The sequence below is a fragment of the Micromonospora sp. NPDC004336 genome, from assembly GCF_053602615.1.
The window spans coordinates 1-15,710 of sequence record NZ_JBSGDY010000149.1; the positions used below are offsets into that span (position 1 = coordinate 1).

Consider the following 15,710-nt stretch of genomic DNA (forward strand, 5'->3'; position numbering starts at 1 on the left):
CGCCGACCCGGCCCTCGCCCACCACCCCTAGTACGTGCCGTCGAGCTGCCCCCGCAGCTTGGTCAGCGCGCGGGCCAGCAGCCGGGAGACGTGCATCTGCGAGACGCCGATCTGCTCGGCGATCTGCGACTGCGTCAGGTTGCCGTAGAACCGCAGCGTCAGGATCTTCTGCTCCCGCTCGTCGAGGGTGGCCAGCGCGGGGCCGAGGGCGACCCGCAGCTCGGCCAGCTCGAACTCGCCGTCCTCGCCGCCGAGCATGTCGCCCAGCTCCGTCGCGCGGTCGCCGTCGCCGGTGGGGGTGGAGAGCGAGACCGCGTTGTAGGCGCGGGCGCCCTCCAGGCCCTCCAGGACCTCTTCCTCGGTGAGCTTGAGGTGGGCGGCGATGTCGGCGACCGTCGGCGAGCGGCCGAGGGTCTGCAGCAGCGAGCTGTTGGCGTCCGAGATGGCCAGCCGCAGCTCCTGGAGGCGGCGCGGCACCCGGATGTCCCAGGTGCGGTCGCGGAAGTGCCGCTTCAGCTCGCCGATGATGGTGGGGATGGCGTAGCCCGCGAAGTCGACGCCGCGCGAGGGGTCGAACTTGTCGATCGCCTTGATCAGGCCGACGGCGGCGGTCTGGGCCAGGTCGTCGGTGGGCTCGCCCCGGCCGCTGTAGCGGTGGGCGAGGTGGTTGGCGAGCGGCAGCCAGGCCTCGATCGCCCGGTCGCGCAGGGCGGCGCGGGACGGGTGGTTGGCCGGCAGCGCGGCCATCGCGTTGAGCAGGTCGGCGGCGCTGTCGGTGAGCGCCCGCGGGTCGAGCTTCCCGGTGGAGCCCGCCGTCGCTGTGGTCGCCTGCTCGCTGATCGTTGGCGCGGTCATGGGTGGTCCTCCCTGCACCTCGTCCGCGGATAAAAGACGTGACGCTTTGGTTTAGCTTCAAGATGTCCGTTCGGGAGTCACCTTAGCCCGATCGGCCTGATGAAATCCAGCCGAAAGTACGATGTACTTAACGGAATTTCACCCACAGATGCCGCGATGCGGACGAAACGCCTTCGGATTGTGGGCCGGCTTACCCGATGCGTACGGTTGCCCGGGCATCGGCCGGACATCGACGTGGGTGCGTCCGTAGGGTCCGGCGGTCCCGCCGAGCGGCCCGCCGCAGGTGGATGACCGGGGTGTCAATGTCGGCTTTCCGTCGTTGTCCCGTCCGCGGGACCGGTCGTAGCGTGCGGGTACATCCCTCGGAGGTGCCGTGCTCGACCCCGCCGCTCCCTACCTCGTCGTGAACAGCCGCGCCCTGTTCTTCAGCTGGCTGCCGGCGGATCCGGACGCGGTCGCGGCGCTGGTCCCGCCCGGGCTGACCCCGCACCCGGACCGCCAGGTCTTCATGAACCAGTACGTGGTCGACGACGAGAGCCAGACCTCGGGCTTCGGCGCCTACTCGCTGACCTACCTCGGAGTGTGCCTGGCCGGGGTCGACGCCCCCGACGGGCGCACCCCGGGCGGCTGGTGGACCCACTACGTGACGTCCAGCGAACGGATCCGCGACTACGCCGTCGCGCGCGGCGCGCCCGCCGTCGTCGGCCACACCGACATCGGACGCGAGGGTGGCGAACTGGTCGCCGAGACGACGATCGACGGCGCGCCCCTGATCCGCGCGCGCTGCCAGGTCGGGGAGCCCGACCGGACGATCGCCAGCGGCCACCACCGATACTTCACGACCCTGGGCGGGCAGCTCCTCAGCGCCGTCTACCCGTTCGTCGCCGAGCCGGTCAGCCCGTTCGTGGTCGAGTCGGTGGAGTTCCTGGACGCGGGGCACCCGGTCTACGCGCTACGCCCGGAGAACCCGCTCACGATCGGCTTCGGCTTCTACTCCCCGCGGGCCTCGTTCGCCTACCCGGGCGGCCTCGTCGTGCACGCCGGGGCCGCCGACGCCGGGCACCCCGCGCCGGCGATCGCCCGCATCGGCGCCGTCTCGCTGCCGGTGTAGCCGCCTCACCAGGTGCCGGCGCGACGCGCCCGCAGCGGCCGACCGTCGGGGTCGTAGACCAGCCGGTACGCCGGCAGCGCCCAGAGCCGGGTGTACCAGGGCAGGCGTTCCGGCCGGTGCGGCAGCAGCCGCCCCGGCGGCCGTGGGCCGACCCGCCCGGAGTCGTGCCACCGCCGCAGCGCCTCGGCGGCGGCGGTGATCGCCGCGACCGCGTCGGCCGGGTCGAGGAGGTCGGCGTCCTCGGCGCCGTCGGGGTCACGGTCCAGGTGCTCGCGCCACAGCCGCAGCCGCAACTCCCGGGCGAAGACCCGGGCCCCGTCGCCGAGCCCGGCCGGGTCGCTCGGCGTCCGGTCGTCGCGGGTGTCGTCCAGCACCGCGCAGGAGAGCTCGCTGTCGTGGGTCCACGACCGGCGGTTGAAGTTGTCGCTGCCGACGCTGGCCCAGACGTCGTCGACCACGCACACCTTGGCGTGCACGTACACCGGTGTGCCGGCGTGGTTCTCCACGTCGAAGATGTGCACCCGGTCCGGGGCCGCCCGCTCGCACAGCGACAGCGCCTGCTCGCGGCCGACGGAGTTCGGCGGCAGCGCGAGCCGGCCGTCGACGTCCGGGTAGCGCGGGACGACGGCGACCAGGTGCAGGTCGGGGTTGTCCCGCAGCGCGTGGGCGAACAGGTCGGCCACCTCGGCGGACCAGAGGTACTGGTCCTCCAGGTAGATCAGCCGGCGGGCGCGGCGGACCGCCTTGGTGTAGCCCCGGGCCACGGTGCGCTCGCCGTCGGGGGCGAAGGAGTAGCGGGGGCGCACCGCCGGGTAGGTGCGCAGCACCTGCACGTGGTGCGGGCCGCAGGGCGGCGGATCGGCCGGCTGGTCGGGCAGCGGGTCGGGGCGCAGGTCCGCGCCGCGCAGCCGGTCACGCAGGTACGCCAGCGGATTCTCCGAGTCCAGCGGCATCGGATCGTTCCACCGCTCGCGGAAGGCGGTGTCCAGCGCGCCCACGACCGGCCCCCGCACGGCGAGTTGCACGTCGTGCCAGGGCGGACGCTCCCCGTAGCGGGCGGACATCCGCACGGCCTGCGGGTCGCCCCGGTGCCCGCCGTCGTCGCGGCGGCTGTGGCACAGGTCGATGCCGCCGGCGAAGGCGACGTCCCGCCCCGGCGCCCGCGGGTGACGCAGCACCACCAGCTTCTGGTGGTGCGAGCCGCCCCGGCGCACCCGCTGGTCGAGCAGGACCTCGCCGCCGGCGGCGGAGATCGTCTCGCTGAGGTCGCGGTTCTCCGCCTCGCTGTAGGCCAGGGCGTCGAGGTGCGAACGCCAGATCAGGCCCTTGACCACCACCCCGCGCTGGGCGGCCCGCGCGAAGAGCTGGGCCACCGTCGGCCCGCCGGGGCGCAGGAACTGGTCGGGGTCGCCCCGCCAGTCGGTGAAGAAGAGGTGGTCGCCCGCCTCCAGCGCCTCCACCTCGTCGACCAGCCGGTCGAAGTACGCGGCGCCGTGAATCAACGGCTCGGCAAGGTTTCCGCTGGCCCAGACGGGTAACTCTGACACCGGGTTGGCGCGTTCCCGCGCGCTGAGGAACCAGTCGTGCGGTCCCATCGCTCCAGCCCCCCGAGGTCGACAACGTCCTCACGGTAGGACCCCCGTCGCGGGTCCGCATCCCGACCGGCGCCCCGGTGACCGGTCGGCCGACCCCCGACGCCGCCCGACACGACGCGAGTAAACCGAGGAGGCAACACCATGCCCGGCGAGACGACGAACTCCGTGACCGAATACCGCGAGCAGGCGGTGGAGAGCGAGCGGGGTGCGCTGGTGGCGGTGTTGCTCATGGTGATCCTGGGCGTCGCCGGCATCTTCGCCGTCTCCTGACGGCCGCCCGCGACGCGCGGGTGGCGCCCCGGTGTGCGTACCGGGGCGCCACCGGGTGCGCCCGCGTCAGGGTCGGGGCCCCTGGCCGCCCGTGTGCGGCAGCCGCTCGGCGGGAACGACGCCGAGCCGGCCGGCCTGGAAGTCCTCGAACGCCTTCAGCAGCTCGTCGCGGGTGTTCATGACGAACGGGCCGTAGTGCGCCACCGGCTCCCGGATCGGCTCGCCGCCCATGACGTAGAGGTCGAGCGCCGGGGTGTTACCGTCCTGGCGGGCGTCCGCCGCGAAGCGGAGCGCGTCGCCCGGGCCGTGCACGGCGAGCTGGCCGGTGCGGACCGGCCGCCCGTCCACGCCGACCGTGCCGCGACCGCCCAGCACGTAGACCAGCGCGTTGAAGTCCGGTCGCCACGGCAGGTCGACGCGGGCGCCCGGCTGCACCGTCACGTGGGTGATGGTGATCGGGGTGTGGGTGGAGCCCGGCCCCCGGTGCCCGGCGACCTCGCCGGCGATCACCCGGATCAACGCGCCGCCGTCCGGCGTGGTGAGCAGCGCCGCCTCCCGGCCGCGGATGTCCTGGTAGCGGGGCGGGCTCATCTTGGCCACCCGGGGCAGGTTGACCCAGAGCTGGGTGCCGTGGAACAGCCCCCCGCTCATGACGAGTTGCTCCGGCGGCGCCTCGATGTGCAGCAGGCCGCTGCCGGCGGTCATCCACTGGGTGTCGCCGTTGGTGATCGTGCCGCCGCCGCCCTGCGAGTCCTGGTGGTCCATGATTCCGTCGATCATGTAGGTCACCGTCTCGAAGCCGCGGTGCGGATGCCAGGCCGTGCCCCTCGGCTCGCCCGGCGCGTAGTCCACCTCGCCCATCTGGTCGAGGTGGATGAACGGGTCCAGCTCGCTCAGCGGCACGCCGGCGAAGGCCCGGCGGACCGGGAAGCCCTCGCCCTCGAAACCGCTCGGTGCGGTGCTCAGCCGGCGGACCGGCCGGAACGTGGTGGACTCGGCGAGCCGGGGCAGGCGCGGCAGGACGAGCACGTCGTCGACGGTGATGGCGGGCATCGGGGCTCCTCAGTTGTCGGGGTGGGGGGTCGACGCGTCGCGGTCCGCGCGCAGGCGCCGGCCGAGCCGCTCGAAGATCCGGGCGAGACACGCGACCTCGGCGTCGTCGAGGTCGTCCATCAGGTGGGCGCGCACCGACCGCAGGTGGTGCGGGGCGGCCTCGCGCAGCGCGAGCAGCCCGGCGGCGGTGAGCACGGCCTCGCTGCCGCGGCGGTCGTCGGGACAGGCCTCCCGGGCGACCAGGCCGCGCCGCCGCATTGCGGAGATCTGGTACGTCAGGCGGCTCGGCGAGAAGACCAGCCGGCTCGCCAGCTCGCCCATCCGCAGCCGCTGGCCCGGCGCCTCGGAGAGCAGGACGAGCACGTGGTAGTCGGCGAAGCTGAGCCCGCTGTCGGCGCGCAGGTCCTCCTCCAGCCGCGTGAACAGCCGCTGGCTGGCCTCGATGTAGGCGCGCCAGGCGGCGAGACGGGGGACGTCCAGGCTCTCGGTCACGCCACGACAGTAGCACTGTTTCAAAATTTAACTAAATGTGTGTGAGCCCGCTTACCGCGCACAGGGGTGTGCCGTGCAACTTTGAAGATCCGTGGCCCGCCGGCGCCCGGCGCGCCGAGGGGGTGCCCCTCCCGCGCCGGGACGCCGGCTACCGGGCGGCGGTCACCGGTTCGGCGGCGACGCGGCCAGGTGCATCCGGCCGATCAGCTGCCGGGCCTGCTCGGCGAACTGCGCGTCGACGATGACCGCGTACTGGCCGGCGCGCAGCGAACTCGCCGAGGTGAAGTCGCGCCGGCCGCCGGTCATCGCGTGCGCGACCGCGCCGAACACCGCGCCCCAGATCGCGCCGACCACGAGGGCCACCAGGATCACCGCGACCCAGTTGTTGCCCGCGGTGAAGATGCCGAACAGCAGCCCGATGAAGAGCCCGAACCAGGCGCCCGTGCCGGCGCCCGCCAGCGCCGCCCGGCCGGTGGTCATCCGGCCCAGCACCGTCTCGACCAGGGTGAGGTTCGTGCCGACGATGGCGGTGTGCTCCACCGGGAAGCGGTTGTCCGCCAGGTGGTCCACCACCCGCTGGGCGGACGGATAGTCCGGGTACGACCCGATCGTCACGGTGGGCGGGCCCATCGCCGGGCCGTGCCCGTCGCCGGCATGGGCGGCCGGCCGACCGGCGGGACCGGACGGGAGGGTGTCGCCGCCAGGCATGCCGGGCAGCCGGCCCGGGGTCCCACTCGACGGTGTGCTCATCAGCGCCTCCTTCGTCAACCGCCCGCGTTCCCGCCGCCGTCCCCGGGTAACGCCCGGGGAGGCGGCGGGGCGGGCGGGATCAGGAGCAGGGGGTGCCGTTGAGGGTGTAGCCCGTCGGGGTGGGCAGGGTGCCGCCGGACCAGGTGCCCTGGAAGCCCAGCGAGGTCGTGCCGCCCGTGGGGAGGCTGGCGTTCCACGCGGCGTTGCGGACGGTGATCACGTCGCCCGACTGGCTCCACTCGCCGTTCCAGCCGTTGGTCAGCCGCACGCCCGGGCCGGGCGCGAACGTGAGGGTCCAGCCGGTGAGGGGCGCGCCCCGGTTGGTCACCCGCAGCTCGGCGGTGAAGCCGCCCGACCACGCGTTCGCCGTGTACGCCACGGTGCAGCCGCCGGTCGGCGGGGGAGTGCTCGTGGGCGGCGCGCTGGTCGGCGGGGTCGTCGTGGGCGGCGCGCTGGTGGGCGGGGTCGTCGTGGGCGGGGCGGTCGTCGGCGCGGGGCCGGCGGCCACCGCCAGGTCGTACGCCCGCTGCGGCACGAACTGGCCGGCGGGCGCGATGCAGCCGTCGGCCTCGCCGGGCAGCTTCACCCACAGGTACGCGTCGACCGCCGGATCGCCGGTGGCGGTGGTGCTCGGGGTGCCGATCGCCCGCCCGGCCGGGTCGCACCACTCGGAGCCGGCCGGCCCGTTGCCGTTGCGGCTGGTGTCGACGACCGCCTTGAGCCGGGACACCCCGGTCGCCGCGATCACCTGCTTGGCGTAGGCGACCTCGTCGGCGGTGCGCCGGTAGTTGGAGACGTTCAGCGAGATCCCGTCCGCGCTGTTGGCGATGTCCGCGCCGACCAGCCGGGCGGCGGCCTCGGCGGGGGAGAGCCAGGCCGAGTGCCCGGTGTCGAAGTAGACCCGCGCCGCCGACGAGCCCGCCTTGAGCCGCTTGCCCGCGTACGCCATGGACGCCTTCGTCTCGGCCTGCTGGGCCGCGTTCTGGCAGCTCGTCATCAGGGGCAGCACGTCCGGTTCCAGGACGATGGTGGCGGGGCGTCCGGCGAGACCGGCCGCGACCTGGTCGACCCACTGCCGGTAGGTGGCGTGGTCGGGGGCCCCGCCGCCGCTCGCGCCGCTGCAGTCCCGGTTGGGGATGTTGTAGACCACCAGGATCGGGATCCTGCCGGCCGCGGCCGCCGCCCCGACCAGGGCGTCCACCTCGGCGCGTACGGTCGAGGTGTTGGTCCGGGTGAACCAGCGACCCTGCGGCACGCTCGCGATCCGGTCCCGGATGACGGCGGCGCGGGGGTCGCCCGGGTTGGCGGCCACCCAGGTCGCGGCGGCCGTGGCCGGGTCGACGTAGAACGCCGAGTCGGCGGCGATCGCGGCGGGTGCGCGGACGATGCCGACGGTGACGGTCGCGGCGAGGGTGAGCGTCGCGGCGGCGGCCGCCGCGACGAGTGCCGGTCTGCTTCTCACGGGAACTCCATTCCATCGAGGAGCGCCGCTGGAAGCGCTCCCATGCATTGCCGTCAAAATACGTGCCGGTGGCGACGCTGTGAAGAGTCCGGCGGGGAAAGCCGGGCCGGGGCGCTGCCGGCGGCCGGGGTCCCCGAGTGCCGCCCGCGAGCGGCGCCGGCGCCCGACATTCAGATCAGGCGCGGGTCGAAATGTCAAAGGGTGAATCAGAATCGGGAGAGCCACAATGGACCCGGAACTGCAAGGAATTGAGATCCCCATCTCCGCCGACAGGGTTCCTGCCCGGCGGGGAGAAACCGACCCTATGCTTGCCGCCGGAATGCCCGCGGCCCGTCCCGGACCGAGGTGAAGTGCCGATACGAGGATCTGTGAATGCGCCGGAATTCTGCTCCGCACAACGGCACTGCCGGCGGCGGCGAAACAGCACCGGACGGCGGACCGCCGACCCCTGCCGCAGTGTTCGGCGCGTACCGATCCGCGATCGAGGAGGAACAGGAGTTCCTCGACGCCGCCGTGGCCCGGCGCGACGGGCTCGCCGAGCACCTGCGGGCCGAGCTCTCGTCAGACGCCCTGGACGCGTTGGAACGGGCCCGGCAGCGCATGCTCCGCCAGCAGTACGAAGAGCTGCGGCGAGCACGGGAAGGGCTGGTGTTCGGCCGCCTCGACGGCCTCGACGGCACCGTGCGACACATCGGCCGGGTCGGTCTGCGCAACGACGGCGAGGAGAGCGAGCCACTGCTGGTGGACTGGCGCGCTCCCGCGGCCCGGCCGTTCTACACGGCGACGGCAGTCGACCCGCAGGGCCAGGCGCGGCGCCGGCACATCCGTACCACGGGTCCGGTCGTCGTCGGCGTGGACGACGAGCCACTGGACGGGACCGTGACGGCGGAACTCGTCGGCGAGGGCGCCCTGCTGGCCGCCCTCGACGAGCGGCGCACCGGCGTCATGTCGACGGCGATCTCCACGCTGCAACGCGAACAGGACGACATCATCCGGGCCGAGGCGACCGGCCCGCTGATCGTTCAGGGCGGCCCCGGCACCGGCAAGACCGTGGTCGCCCTGCACCGCGTCGCCTACCTGCTGTTCACTTACCGGAAGATGGCCGACCAGGCGGTCCTGGTCCTCGGCCCCTCGCCGCGGTTCCTGGAGTACATCGGCCAGGTGCTGCCCGCGCTCGGTGAGACCGCCGTCGTCTCGGCGACCTGCGACACGCTGCTGCCCAGCATCCGCGTTGGCCGCGACGAGAGCCGGCCGCTCGCCGAGATCAAGGGCCGCGCCCTCTGGCAGCGCGCGCTCGAGAGCTACGTCGCGTCGCTGCTTCCCCGGCCCCGCGAGCTGAAGCTGCGCTGGGAGGGCGAGTTCCACGTCATCGCCGCCGCGACAGTGGCGCAGGCGCTCGCCTCGGCGGTGCAGGGACGCCCGTACCACCGCGCCCGCGCGGCGTTCGCCGAGCAGCTGCACCACCTCCTCGCCGAAGCCGTCGCCGAGCAGCGCGAGGCGCTGATGGACGAGATGGAGGAGGGCTTCGAGGACATCCTGGCCCGCGTCGACCGGAGCATGGAGCACGACCACCGCCCCGCCCGGACGTCCACCGGCAGCGACATCGACGGACTGCTCTCCGAGGAGGAGATCGAAGACCTCCGCACCCGGATCGCCGAGAACGCCACCATCGCCCGGTTCGTCGAGGCGTGGTGGCCCACCCGCGACGCCGAGACCCTGCTGCGCGACCTCCTGACCGACCGCGCCCTGCTGGCCCGGATCGCCCCGCAACTGTCCCCGGCGGAGATCGCCGCCGTATCGGCCGAGCCCGCTCCCTGGGCGTCGAGCGACATTCCCCTGCTCGACGCCCTCGCCGACCTGCTCGGCGAGGTCGACGCCCCGCAACCACAGGGCGAGTTCGTCGCCGACCACGCCCGCCGCCAGCGCGGCTGGGTGTACGGCCACGTCGTCGTCGACGAGGCGCAGGAGCTTTCCGAGATGCAGTGGCAGATGGTCCTGCGGCGCTGTCCCAGTCGCTCCATCACCGCCGTCGGCGACATCGACCAGGCGGAGGCGGCGCACCGGCACACCAGCTGGGCGCAGGCGGTGCGGGCCGCCTTCGGAGATCGCTGGACCGCCGCCGAGCTGACCATCTGCTACCGGACCCCGCGCGAAGTCATGGAGCTCACCGGACCCGTCCTGAAGAACGCCGGCAGCCACAACGCGCCGCCACGGGCGGTACGCTCCTCCGGCATCGCCCCCTGGGTGCTCACGATCGCGCCCGCCGAGCTCGCCGGCGCCGCCGCCCGGGCTGCGCGAGAGCTGCGGCAACGGTGGCAGGGCGGCACGGTCGGCGTCATCGCCCCCGCCGACCGCGTCGCCGAACTCCAGGCCGCGCTGGATGACGTGCCGGTGCTCACCGCGACCCAGTCCAAGGGACTGGAATGGGACGCGACGCTACTCGTCGACCCCCAGGGCATCGCCGCCGAACCGCGCGGCTGGAACGGCCTCTACGTCGCGCTCACCCGATGCACCCAGGAACTCGGGCAGCTGGTGCTCACGTAGCGACCGCTCCACCCGTGGACAGGACATCCGGATGTCGGGCGCGCCCCCGGGCCGAGGATCGTCCGGTCGGGGCGTCGGTCGGCAGCCGGCGCGGATAGTCTCGGACGATGCGCCTGGTGATCACCGCCGACACCCACGTGCCGCCGCGCGCCAAGGACCTGCCCGCGCCGCTCTGGGCGGCGGTCGACGCCGCCGACGTGGTGCTGCACGCGGGGGACTGGGTGGACGAGACCCTGCTCGACGCCCTGACCTCCCGGGCGCGCCGGCTCGTCGGCGTGTACGGCAACAACGACGGGCCGGCGCTGCGCGCCCGGCTGCCGGAGGTCGCCCGGGTGGAACTCGACGGGCTGCGGGTCGCGGTCGTGCACGAGACCGGACCGAAGGCCCGGCGGGAGGAGCGCTGCGCGGCCCGCTTCCCCGACACCGACCTGCTGGTCTTCGGCCACTCGCACATCCCCTGGGACACCGTGGCCCCCGGCGGCCTGCGGCTGCTCAACCCGGGATCGCCGACCGACCGGCGTGCCCAGCCGTACGCCACCTTCCTCACGGCGCGGGTGGCGGCGGGACGGCTCGACGAGGTCGAGCTGCACCGCCTGCCACCGCGCCGCGCGCCGGGTCACTGACCGCGGCCGGTCTCCTCCTGGAGCTCGTCGATCCGCTTGGACGCCTCGGCCTTCGTCAGCCCCTCCGGCGGTTCCTCGCCCGCCTCGCGGGCCAGCGTCGCCAGGTAGGACTCCTGCGCGGCGGTCGGCGGCTCCTCGCCGGTGACCCACTCGTCGGGATCCTTGATCGCGCCCTGCGGGTTGGCGCGGTTGCTGTCGCGGTCCGTCATCATCTCCACCTTCCGTCGAACAGACGTGCCAATACCCCGCCGGGGGCCGGTTGATGCGGATCTCTCGCGCGGATCGCCGCCGCGCAGCCCACGGGTTGCCGCGGACCCGCTTCCGGGCCGCTTCCGGGCCGCCTCCGGGCCGCTTCCGGGCCGCCTCCGGGCCGCTTCCGGGCCGCCTCAGGGCTGCCGCCGGGTCGCCGCCGGGCCGACATGCCCGGGTCGATCTCCACGGGCCCCCGGCGGTGGGCGCATACGATCGCCCGGTGAGTGCGGGCCGGGCGGGTGTGGTGGTGGTCGGTGCCGGGATCGCCGGGGTGGCGTGCGCGACGGAACTCGTCCGCGCGGGCGTGCCGGTGGAGATCCGGGAGCGCGCCCGGGTGGCCGGCGGCCGGATGGCCAGCAAACGCTTCGACGGCCGGCCCGCCGACACCGGAGCCGCCTACCTCACCGTCGACGACCCGGACTTCGCCGCGGTCGTGGAGGGGTGGCGGGCGGCGGGGCTGGCCCGGGAGTGGACCGACACGTTCGTCGCGTACGGCCCCGACGGCCGGCGCGAGGTGCCCGGCCCGATGCGCTGGGCGGCGCCCCGGGGGCTGCGGTCGCTGGTCGAGCACCTGGCCCGGGAGTTGCCGGTGACCGTCGACCGGCTCGTGCTCGGCGTCGAGCCCGGGCCGGTGGTGGACGGGCGGCCGTGCGAGGCGGTGGCGCTGGCCATGCCGGGCCCGCAGGCGGCCCTCCTGCTCGACCCGGCCCTGGCCACCGCCACCCGGGTCGTACAGGGCCAGCGGTGGTCGCCGTCGCTGACCGGGGTGCTGCGCTTCCCGGCCCGCCGGTGGGCCGCCTTCCGGGGCGCGTTCGTCAACGACCACCCCCTGCTGGCCCTCGTCTGCGACGACGGCGACCGGCGCGGCGACGGCGCGCCGGTGCTGGTCGCGCACACCACGCCCGAGTTCGCCGCCGGCCACCTCGCGCAGCCCACCGCCGCCGGGCCGGCGATCGAGCAGGCCGTCCGGGACCTGCTGGGGCTGCCCGAGCGGGCGGAACACGTGCACGTGCACCGCTGGACCTACGCGAAGCCGACGGCCGGCCCGGGCGGGACGTACCACCTGGACGCCGACGGCGTCGGGCTGGCCGGGGACGCCTTCGGCCGGCCCCGGGTGCAGAGCGCCTGGCTCTCCGGCCGGGACCTGGGTCGCGCCCTGGCCGCCCGCCTGACCTGACCGGTCGCCCCGCTCCGCCGCCTTCCCCCGGCCGGCCCGGCCGACCGTCCGGAGCCGGCCCGTCGGCTCGTCGCGCGGCCCGTCGGCCCGACACGCGGCCCGTCGGCCCGACACGCGGCCGGTCGGCTCGGCTCGTCGCACGGCCGGTCGGCTCGGCTCGTCGCACGGCCCGTCGGCTCGTCGTGCGGCCCGACGGCTCGTCGCCCGGCCCGTCGACTCGTCCCGCCCGGCGGGTCAGCTCGTCGCGGCGACCGGCTCGCCGGCCCGGCCCCGCTCCGCCGGATCGGCCGTCCGGTCGCCCCGCCGGTCCAGCAGTTGCATCACCGGGGTCGCCGCGACGCCGTGCACCACCACCGAGACGATCACGACGAGGCCGACGGTCGCCCAGACCAGGTCCGCCTGCGGGAAGTCCGTCTTCGCCGTGGCGTACGCGAGGTAGAAGAACGAGCCGACGCCGCGGATCCCGAAGAAGGCGACCACCCAGTGCTCCGCGGGCCGGCCCGGCGCGCCGATCAGGGACAGCCGGCCGACCAGCGGCCGGACCACGAAGACCAGCACCAGCCCGACCGCCGCGGCCGGCCAGGTCAGCGGGCCCAGCAGGCCACCCACCACGGCGCCGCCGAAGAGCAGCAGCAGCATGACGGTGAGCAGGCGCTCTATCTGCTCGGCGAAGGCGTGCAGCACGGAGTGGAACTCGTGGGTGCGCTCGGCGGCCCGGATCGCCCGGGCCGCGACGAAGACCGCCAGGAAGCCGTACCCGCCGACGACCTCCACCAGCCCGTACGCCAGGAAGGTCGCGGCGAGCGCGAGGAAGCCCTCGGCGTGCCGGGCCAGCCGCAGCTCGCTCGGGGCCCGGAAGAACAGCTTGCCCAGCAGCCAGCCGACCAGCCAGCCACCCGCCACCCCGGCGGCGACCTTCCACAGCACGTCGACGGCGAGCCAGCGGCCCAGCCAGTCCCCGGGGGCCAGGCTGGTCGTGGCGACGGCGATGGCCGCGTACACGAAGGGGAAGGCCAGCCCGTCGTTCAGCCCCGCCTCCGAGGTCAGGGCGAAGCGGACCTCGTCCTCGGAGTCCTCCACGTCGGTGGGCTCCCCCACCTGCACGTCGGCGGCGAGCACCGGGTCGGTGGGCGCGAGGGCCGCCCCCAGCAGCAGCGCGGCGGCCGGCACGAGCCCCGCCCACCACCAGCCGAGCAGCGCCACCGCGGCAATGCACACCGGCATGGCGATCGCCAGCAGCCGCCACGTCGACGACCAGCGGGCCCAGCTCAGCGGCCGGTCGATCTTCAGCCCGGCGCCCATCAGCGCGACGATCACGCCGATCTCGGTGAGGTGCGTGGCGATGTCCGGGTAGGCGAGGGGATCGGGGTTCGGCAGCCCGACCGGCAGGACGAACACCAGCATGCCGAGGCCCAGGAAGGCGATCGGCATGGACAGCGGACGGCGTTCGAGCACCCGCGGGAGGATCCCCGCCAGCAGCGCCCCCAGACCGACCACCGCGAACGCCACGTCCACCGGCTCCACGCTCACCACCTCTCCGCCTCGCCCACGGAGTGCGGGCAGGTGGAGTCAGTCCTTGCCCCCGGAGGACTTTACGTATTCCTGTCCGTTCCGACTTCCCGAACCCGTCCGCGATCGGCCGGAGCGGACGGCCGTCACCCGCCGGTGGCCAGTGGCGAGTCGGCGAGGGCGGCCAGCAGCGCGGCGGGATCGTCGTAGACGGCCACCGCGCCGGCCCCGGCCAGCTCGCCCCGGCTGGTGCCGCCGCAGGTCAGCCCCACGCAGGGGATGCCCAGCTTGCCGGCGGCCGCGACGTCCCAGACCGAGTCGCCGACGAAGACCACCCGCTCGGCGGGCAGCCCGGACTGCTCCAGCGCGGCCACCAGGATGTCCGGCGCCGGCTTGCTCTGCCGCGCGTCCGCCGAGGAGGTGACGGTGTCGATCACGTCGTCGGCGGCCAGCGCCCGGCGCAGCGCGGCCACCTCGTGCTCGGCGGCAGAGGTCGCCAGCACCACCCGCAGCCCCCGCTCCGCACAGGCCCGCAGCAGGTCGGCCGCGCGGGGCAGCGGGACCAGCCGCTCCCAGTACTCCGCGAAGAGCGCGTCGTGGGCGTCCCGCAGCTTCCCGTCGGCGCCGCGGTCCCGCTCCGGGCCGAGCAGGTGGTCGAGCAGCTTGTCGGAACCCATCCCGATGGCGCGGTGGATCTCCGCCATCGGGACGTGCCGGTCGGTCTGGCGCAGCGCCTCCCACCAGCTCACGGTGTGCAGATAGGTGGTGTCGACCAGGGTGCCGTCCACGTCGAAGAGGACACCGGCGGGCTGTTCGGTGGGCATGGTCTCCTACCTACCCCGAACGGGCGGGCTGACGCCACACGTCACGCCGACGGCATCAGGATCTCGAACCAGACCGTCGAGCCCCGTACGGTCGGGTCGGTTCCCCAGGCGTCGCTCAGCTCCTCGATCAGCCCGAGCCCCCGGCCCCGGCTGCTCAGCGTGTCGGTCTGCGCCCGGGTGACCGTCCCCCGGGTGCCCGAGTCGGCGACCGAGACCAGCAGCCGCTCGGGGCTGAGGTCGATCTCCACCCGGGCGGCGGTGCCGGCGTGCAGCAACGCGTTGGTGGTCAGCTCGCTGGTGCAGAGCACCGCCGCGCCGATGATCGACTCGGGCACCTGCCACTCGGTGAGCTGCCCGGTCATCCAGTGCCGCACCCGGCTCGGCGCGGTCGGCTCCGCCGGCACCTCCATGCTCGCCGACCGGCTCGGCCGCTCCGCGTACTCGACCGCCAGCACCGCGACGTCGTCCTCGGTGGCGCCGGGCACCGCCGCGGTGGCGACCGCGCACAGTGCGCGCGGGTCGCCGCTGCTCGCGCCGGCCACCGCCGCGGCCAGCGCGTCCAGCCCCGCCGTCAGCCCCTGCCGGCGCCGTTCCACCACGCCGTCGCTGAACAGCAGCAGCGTGTCGCCGGGGGCGAAGCGGACCGTCGCGGTGGGCGGCCGGCAGCCCAGGCCCAGCGGGGCGCCGGCGGGCACGTCGACGTACGCGGCCACCGGCTGGCCGTCGGGGGCGCACCGGCGGACCAGCGGGGCGGGGTGCCCGGCGCTGGCCAGGGTGAGCTGCTGCCGCTCGGCGTCGACCACCCCGAAGACCACGGTCACGAAGAGCTCGTGCGTGCCGCCCTCGGCGCCGAGGCTGGTGACCAGCCGGTCGAGCCCGGCCAGGACGGCGTCGGGGCGCGGGTCGGACAGCGCCAGCGCGCGCAGCGCCGCCCGGACCTGCCCCATCCTGGCCGCGGCCTGCACGTCGTGGCCCGCGACGTCGCCGAGCACGATGCCCAGCCCGCCCGTGGGCAGCAGGAAGGCGTCGTAGAAGTCCCCGCCGGCGGCGTTGCCGTCGACGCCCGGGTCGTAGCGGGCGGCGATGCGCATCCGGGGCTTCACGGTGTTCTGGCCGGTCAACCGGGCCACCTGGCTGAGCGTGCCCAAGGAGTTCGAGGGGATCCCCGAGCCGTAGGGGCCGCCGGGCGTGGG

The 15,710-nt window shown here is 74.6% G+C and carries 15 protein-coding genes; 5 read left to right on the forward strand and 10 right to left on the reverse strand.

The annotated features are described in order from the left end of the window. Positions 1-27: 27 nt before the first annotated feature. Positions 28-855, reverse strand: a complete 828-nt coding sequence (locus ACWENR_RS24250; RefSeq protein WP_452279263.1) for a SigB/SigF/SigG family RNA polymerase sigma factor — start codon at positions 853-855, stop codon at positions 28-30. 373 nt (positions 856-1,228) lie between these two features. Between ACWENR_RS24250 and ACWENR_RS24255 the strand changes: the two genes are divergently transcribed. Continuing rightward, the gene (locus ACWENR_RS24255; RefSeq protein ID WP_452279264.1) at positions 1,229-1,966 is read left to right on the forward strand and encodes a hypothetical protein; all 738 of its coding nucleotides are present in this window, start codon (positions 1,229-1,231) and stop codon (positions 1,964-1,966) included. 5 nt (positions 1,967-1,971) lie between these two features. Here ACWENR_RS24255 and ACWENR_RS24260 read toward each other — a convergent pair whose 3' ends face one another. Next, positions 1,972-3,561, reverse strand: coding sequence for a phospholipase D family protein (locus tag ACWENR_RS24260; RefSeq protein ID WP_452279265.1), 1,590 nt, complete (start codon positions 3,559-3,561; stop codon positions 1,972-1,974). A gap of 141 nt (positions 3,562-3,702) precedes the next feature. Here ACWENR_RS24260 and ACWENR_RS24265 point away from each other — a divergent pair, with 141 nt between their 5' ends. Then, the gene (locus tag ACWENR_RS24265) at positions 3,703-3,831 is read left to right on the forward strand and encodes a hypothetical protein (RefSeq protein WP_281190601.1); all 129 of its coding nucleotides are present in this window, start codon (positions 3,703-3,705) and stop codon (positions 3,829-3,831) included. A gap of 66 nt (positions 3,832-3,897) precedes the next feature. On the opposite strand, the gene ACWENR_RS24270 is transcribed toward ACWENR_RS24265, so the two are convergent. From ACWENR_RS24270 to ACWENR_RS24285, 4 genes are all read right to left on the reverse strand, one after another. Then, positions 3,898-4,884 carry a pirin family protein gene (locus tag ACWENR_RS24270; RefSeq protein ID WP_452279266.1) on the reverse strand — a complete coding sequence of 329 codons (987 nt, stop codon included), beginning with the start codon at positions 4,882-4,884 and terminating at the stop codon, positions 3,898-3,900. A 9-nt stretch (positions 4,885-4,893) separates the two neighbouring features. Then, complete coding sequence (locus ACWENR_RS24275) at positions 4,894-5,376, reverse strand: MarR family winged helix-turn-helix transcriptional regulator (protein WP_452279267.1); 483 nt, start codon at positions 5,374-5,376, stop codon at positions 4,894-4,896. A 162-nt stretch (positions 5,377-5,538) separates the two neighbouring features. Further along, positions 5,539-6,126 carry a general stress protein gene (locus ACWENR_RS24280; protein WP_452279268.1) on the reverse strand — a complete coding sequence of 196 codons (588 nt, stop codon included), beginning with the start codon at positions 6,124-6,126 and terminating at the stop codon, positions 5,539-5,541. A gap of 79 nt (positions 6,127-6,205) precedes the next feature. Then, positions 6,206-7,588: a glycoside hydrolase family 6 protein gene (locus tag ACWENR_RS24285; protein ID WP_452279269.1), complete on the reverse strand. Its 1,383-nt coding sequence runs from the start codon at positions 7,586-7,588 to the stop codon at positions 6,206-6,208. Positions 7,589-8,044: 456 nt separating this feature from the next. Here ACWENR_RS24285 and ACWENR_RS24290 point away from each other — a divergent pair, with 456 nt between their 5' ends. Together ACWENR_RS24290 and ACWENR_RS24295 are read left to right on the forward strand one after the other, a co-directional pair. Then, positions 8,045-10,132, forward strand: coding sequence for a HelD family protein (locus ACWENR_RS24290; protein WP_452279270.1), 2,088 nt, complete (start codon positions 8,045-8,047; stop codon positions 10,130-10,132). Positions 10,133-10,239: 107 nt separating this feature from the next. Beyond that, entirely contained in the window at positions 10,240-10,755 is a 516-nt protein-coding gene (locus ACWENR_RS24295) for a metallophosphoesterase family protein (RefSeq protein ID WP_452279271.1), read from the forward strand. Here ACWENR_RS24295 and ACWENR_RS24300 read toward each other — a convergent pair. Next, positions 10,749-10,964, reverse strand: a complete 216-nt coding sequence (locus tag ACWENR_RS24300; RefSeq protein ID WP_176737246.1) for a DUF3072 domain-containing protein — start codon at positions 10,962-10,964, stop codon at positions 10,749-10,751. The two genes, ACWENR_RS24295 and ACWENR_RS24300, sit on opposite strands and share 7 nt — an antisense overlap. A 284-nt stretch (positions 10,965-11,248) precedes the next feature. Here ACWENR_RS24300 and ACWENR_RS24305 point away from each other — a divergent pair, with 284 nt between their 5' ends. Continuing rightward, on the forward strand, positions 11,249-12,184 hold the full coding sequence (locus ACWENR_RS24305; RefSeq protein ID WP_452279274.1) for an NAD(P)/FAD-dependent oxidoreductase: 936 nt from the start codon (positions 11,249-11,251) through the stop codon (positions 12,182-12,184). A 234-nt stretch (positions 12,185-12,418) separates the two neighbouring features. Here ACWENR_RS24305 and ACWENR_RS24310 read toward each other — a convergent pair whose 3' ends face one another. From ACWENR_RS24310 to ACWENR_RS24320, 3 genes are all read right to left on the reverse strand, one after another. After that, positions 12,419-13,708, reverse strand: a complete 1,290-nt coding sequence (locus ACWENR_RS24310; RefSeq protein WP_452279275.1) for a cation:proton antiporter — start codon at positions 13,706-13,708, stop codon at positions 12,419-12,421. 131 nt (positions 13,709-13,839) lie between these two features. Beyond that, positions 13,840-14,517, reverse strand: coding sequence for an HAD family hydrolase (locus ACWENR_RS24315; RefSeq protein ID WP_452279272.1), 678 nt, complete (start codon positions 14,515-14,517; stop codon positions 13,840-13,842). A 41-nt stretch (positions 14,518-14,558) separates the two neighbouring features. Beyond that, positions 14,559-15,710 (reverse strand): ATP-binding SpoIIE family protein phosphatase (locus tag ACWENR_RS24320; protein WP_452279273.1); only part of this gene is annotated, 1,152 nt, incomplete at its 5' end.

Coding starts and splice junctions, on each gene's coding strand:
- ACWENR_RS24260 (WP_452279265.1), bottom strand. CDS start 3,561: ATGGGACCGCACGACTGGTTCCTCAGCGCGCGGGAACGCGCCAACCCG.
- ACWENR_RS24265 (WP_281190601.1), top strand. CDS start 3,703: ATGCCCGGCGAGACGACGAACTCCGTGACCGAATACCGCGAGCAGGCG.
- ACWENR_RS24280 (WP_452279268.1), bottom strand. CDS start 6,126: ATGAGCACACCGTCGAGTGGGACCCCGGGCCGGCTGCCCGGCATGCCT.
- ACWENR_RS24270 (WP_452279266.1), bottom strand. CDS start 4,884: ATGCCCGCCATCACCGTCGACGACGTGCTCGTCCTGCCGCGCCTGCCC.
- ACWENR_RS24295 (WP_452279271.1), top strand. CDS start 10,240: ATGCGCCTGGTGATCACCGCCGACACCCACGTGCCGCCGCGCGCCAAG.
- ACWENR_RS24315 (WP_452279272.1), bottom strand. CDS start 14,517: ATGCCCACCGAACAGCCCGCCGGTGTCCTCTTCGACGTGGACGGCACC.
- ACWENR_RS24300 (WP_176737246.1), bottom strand. CDS start 10,964: ATGACGGACCGCGACAGCAACCGCGCCAACCCGCAGGGCGCGATCAAG.
- ACWENR_RS24250 (WP_452279263.1), bottom strand. CDS start 855: ATGACCGCGCCAACGATCAGCGAGCAGGCGACCACAGCGACGGCGGGC.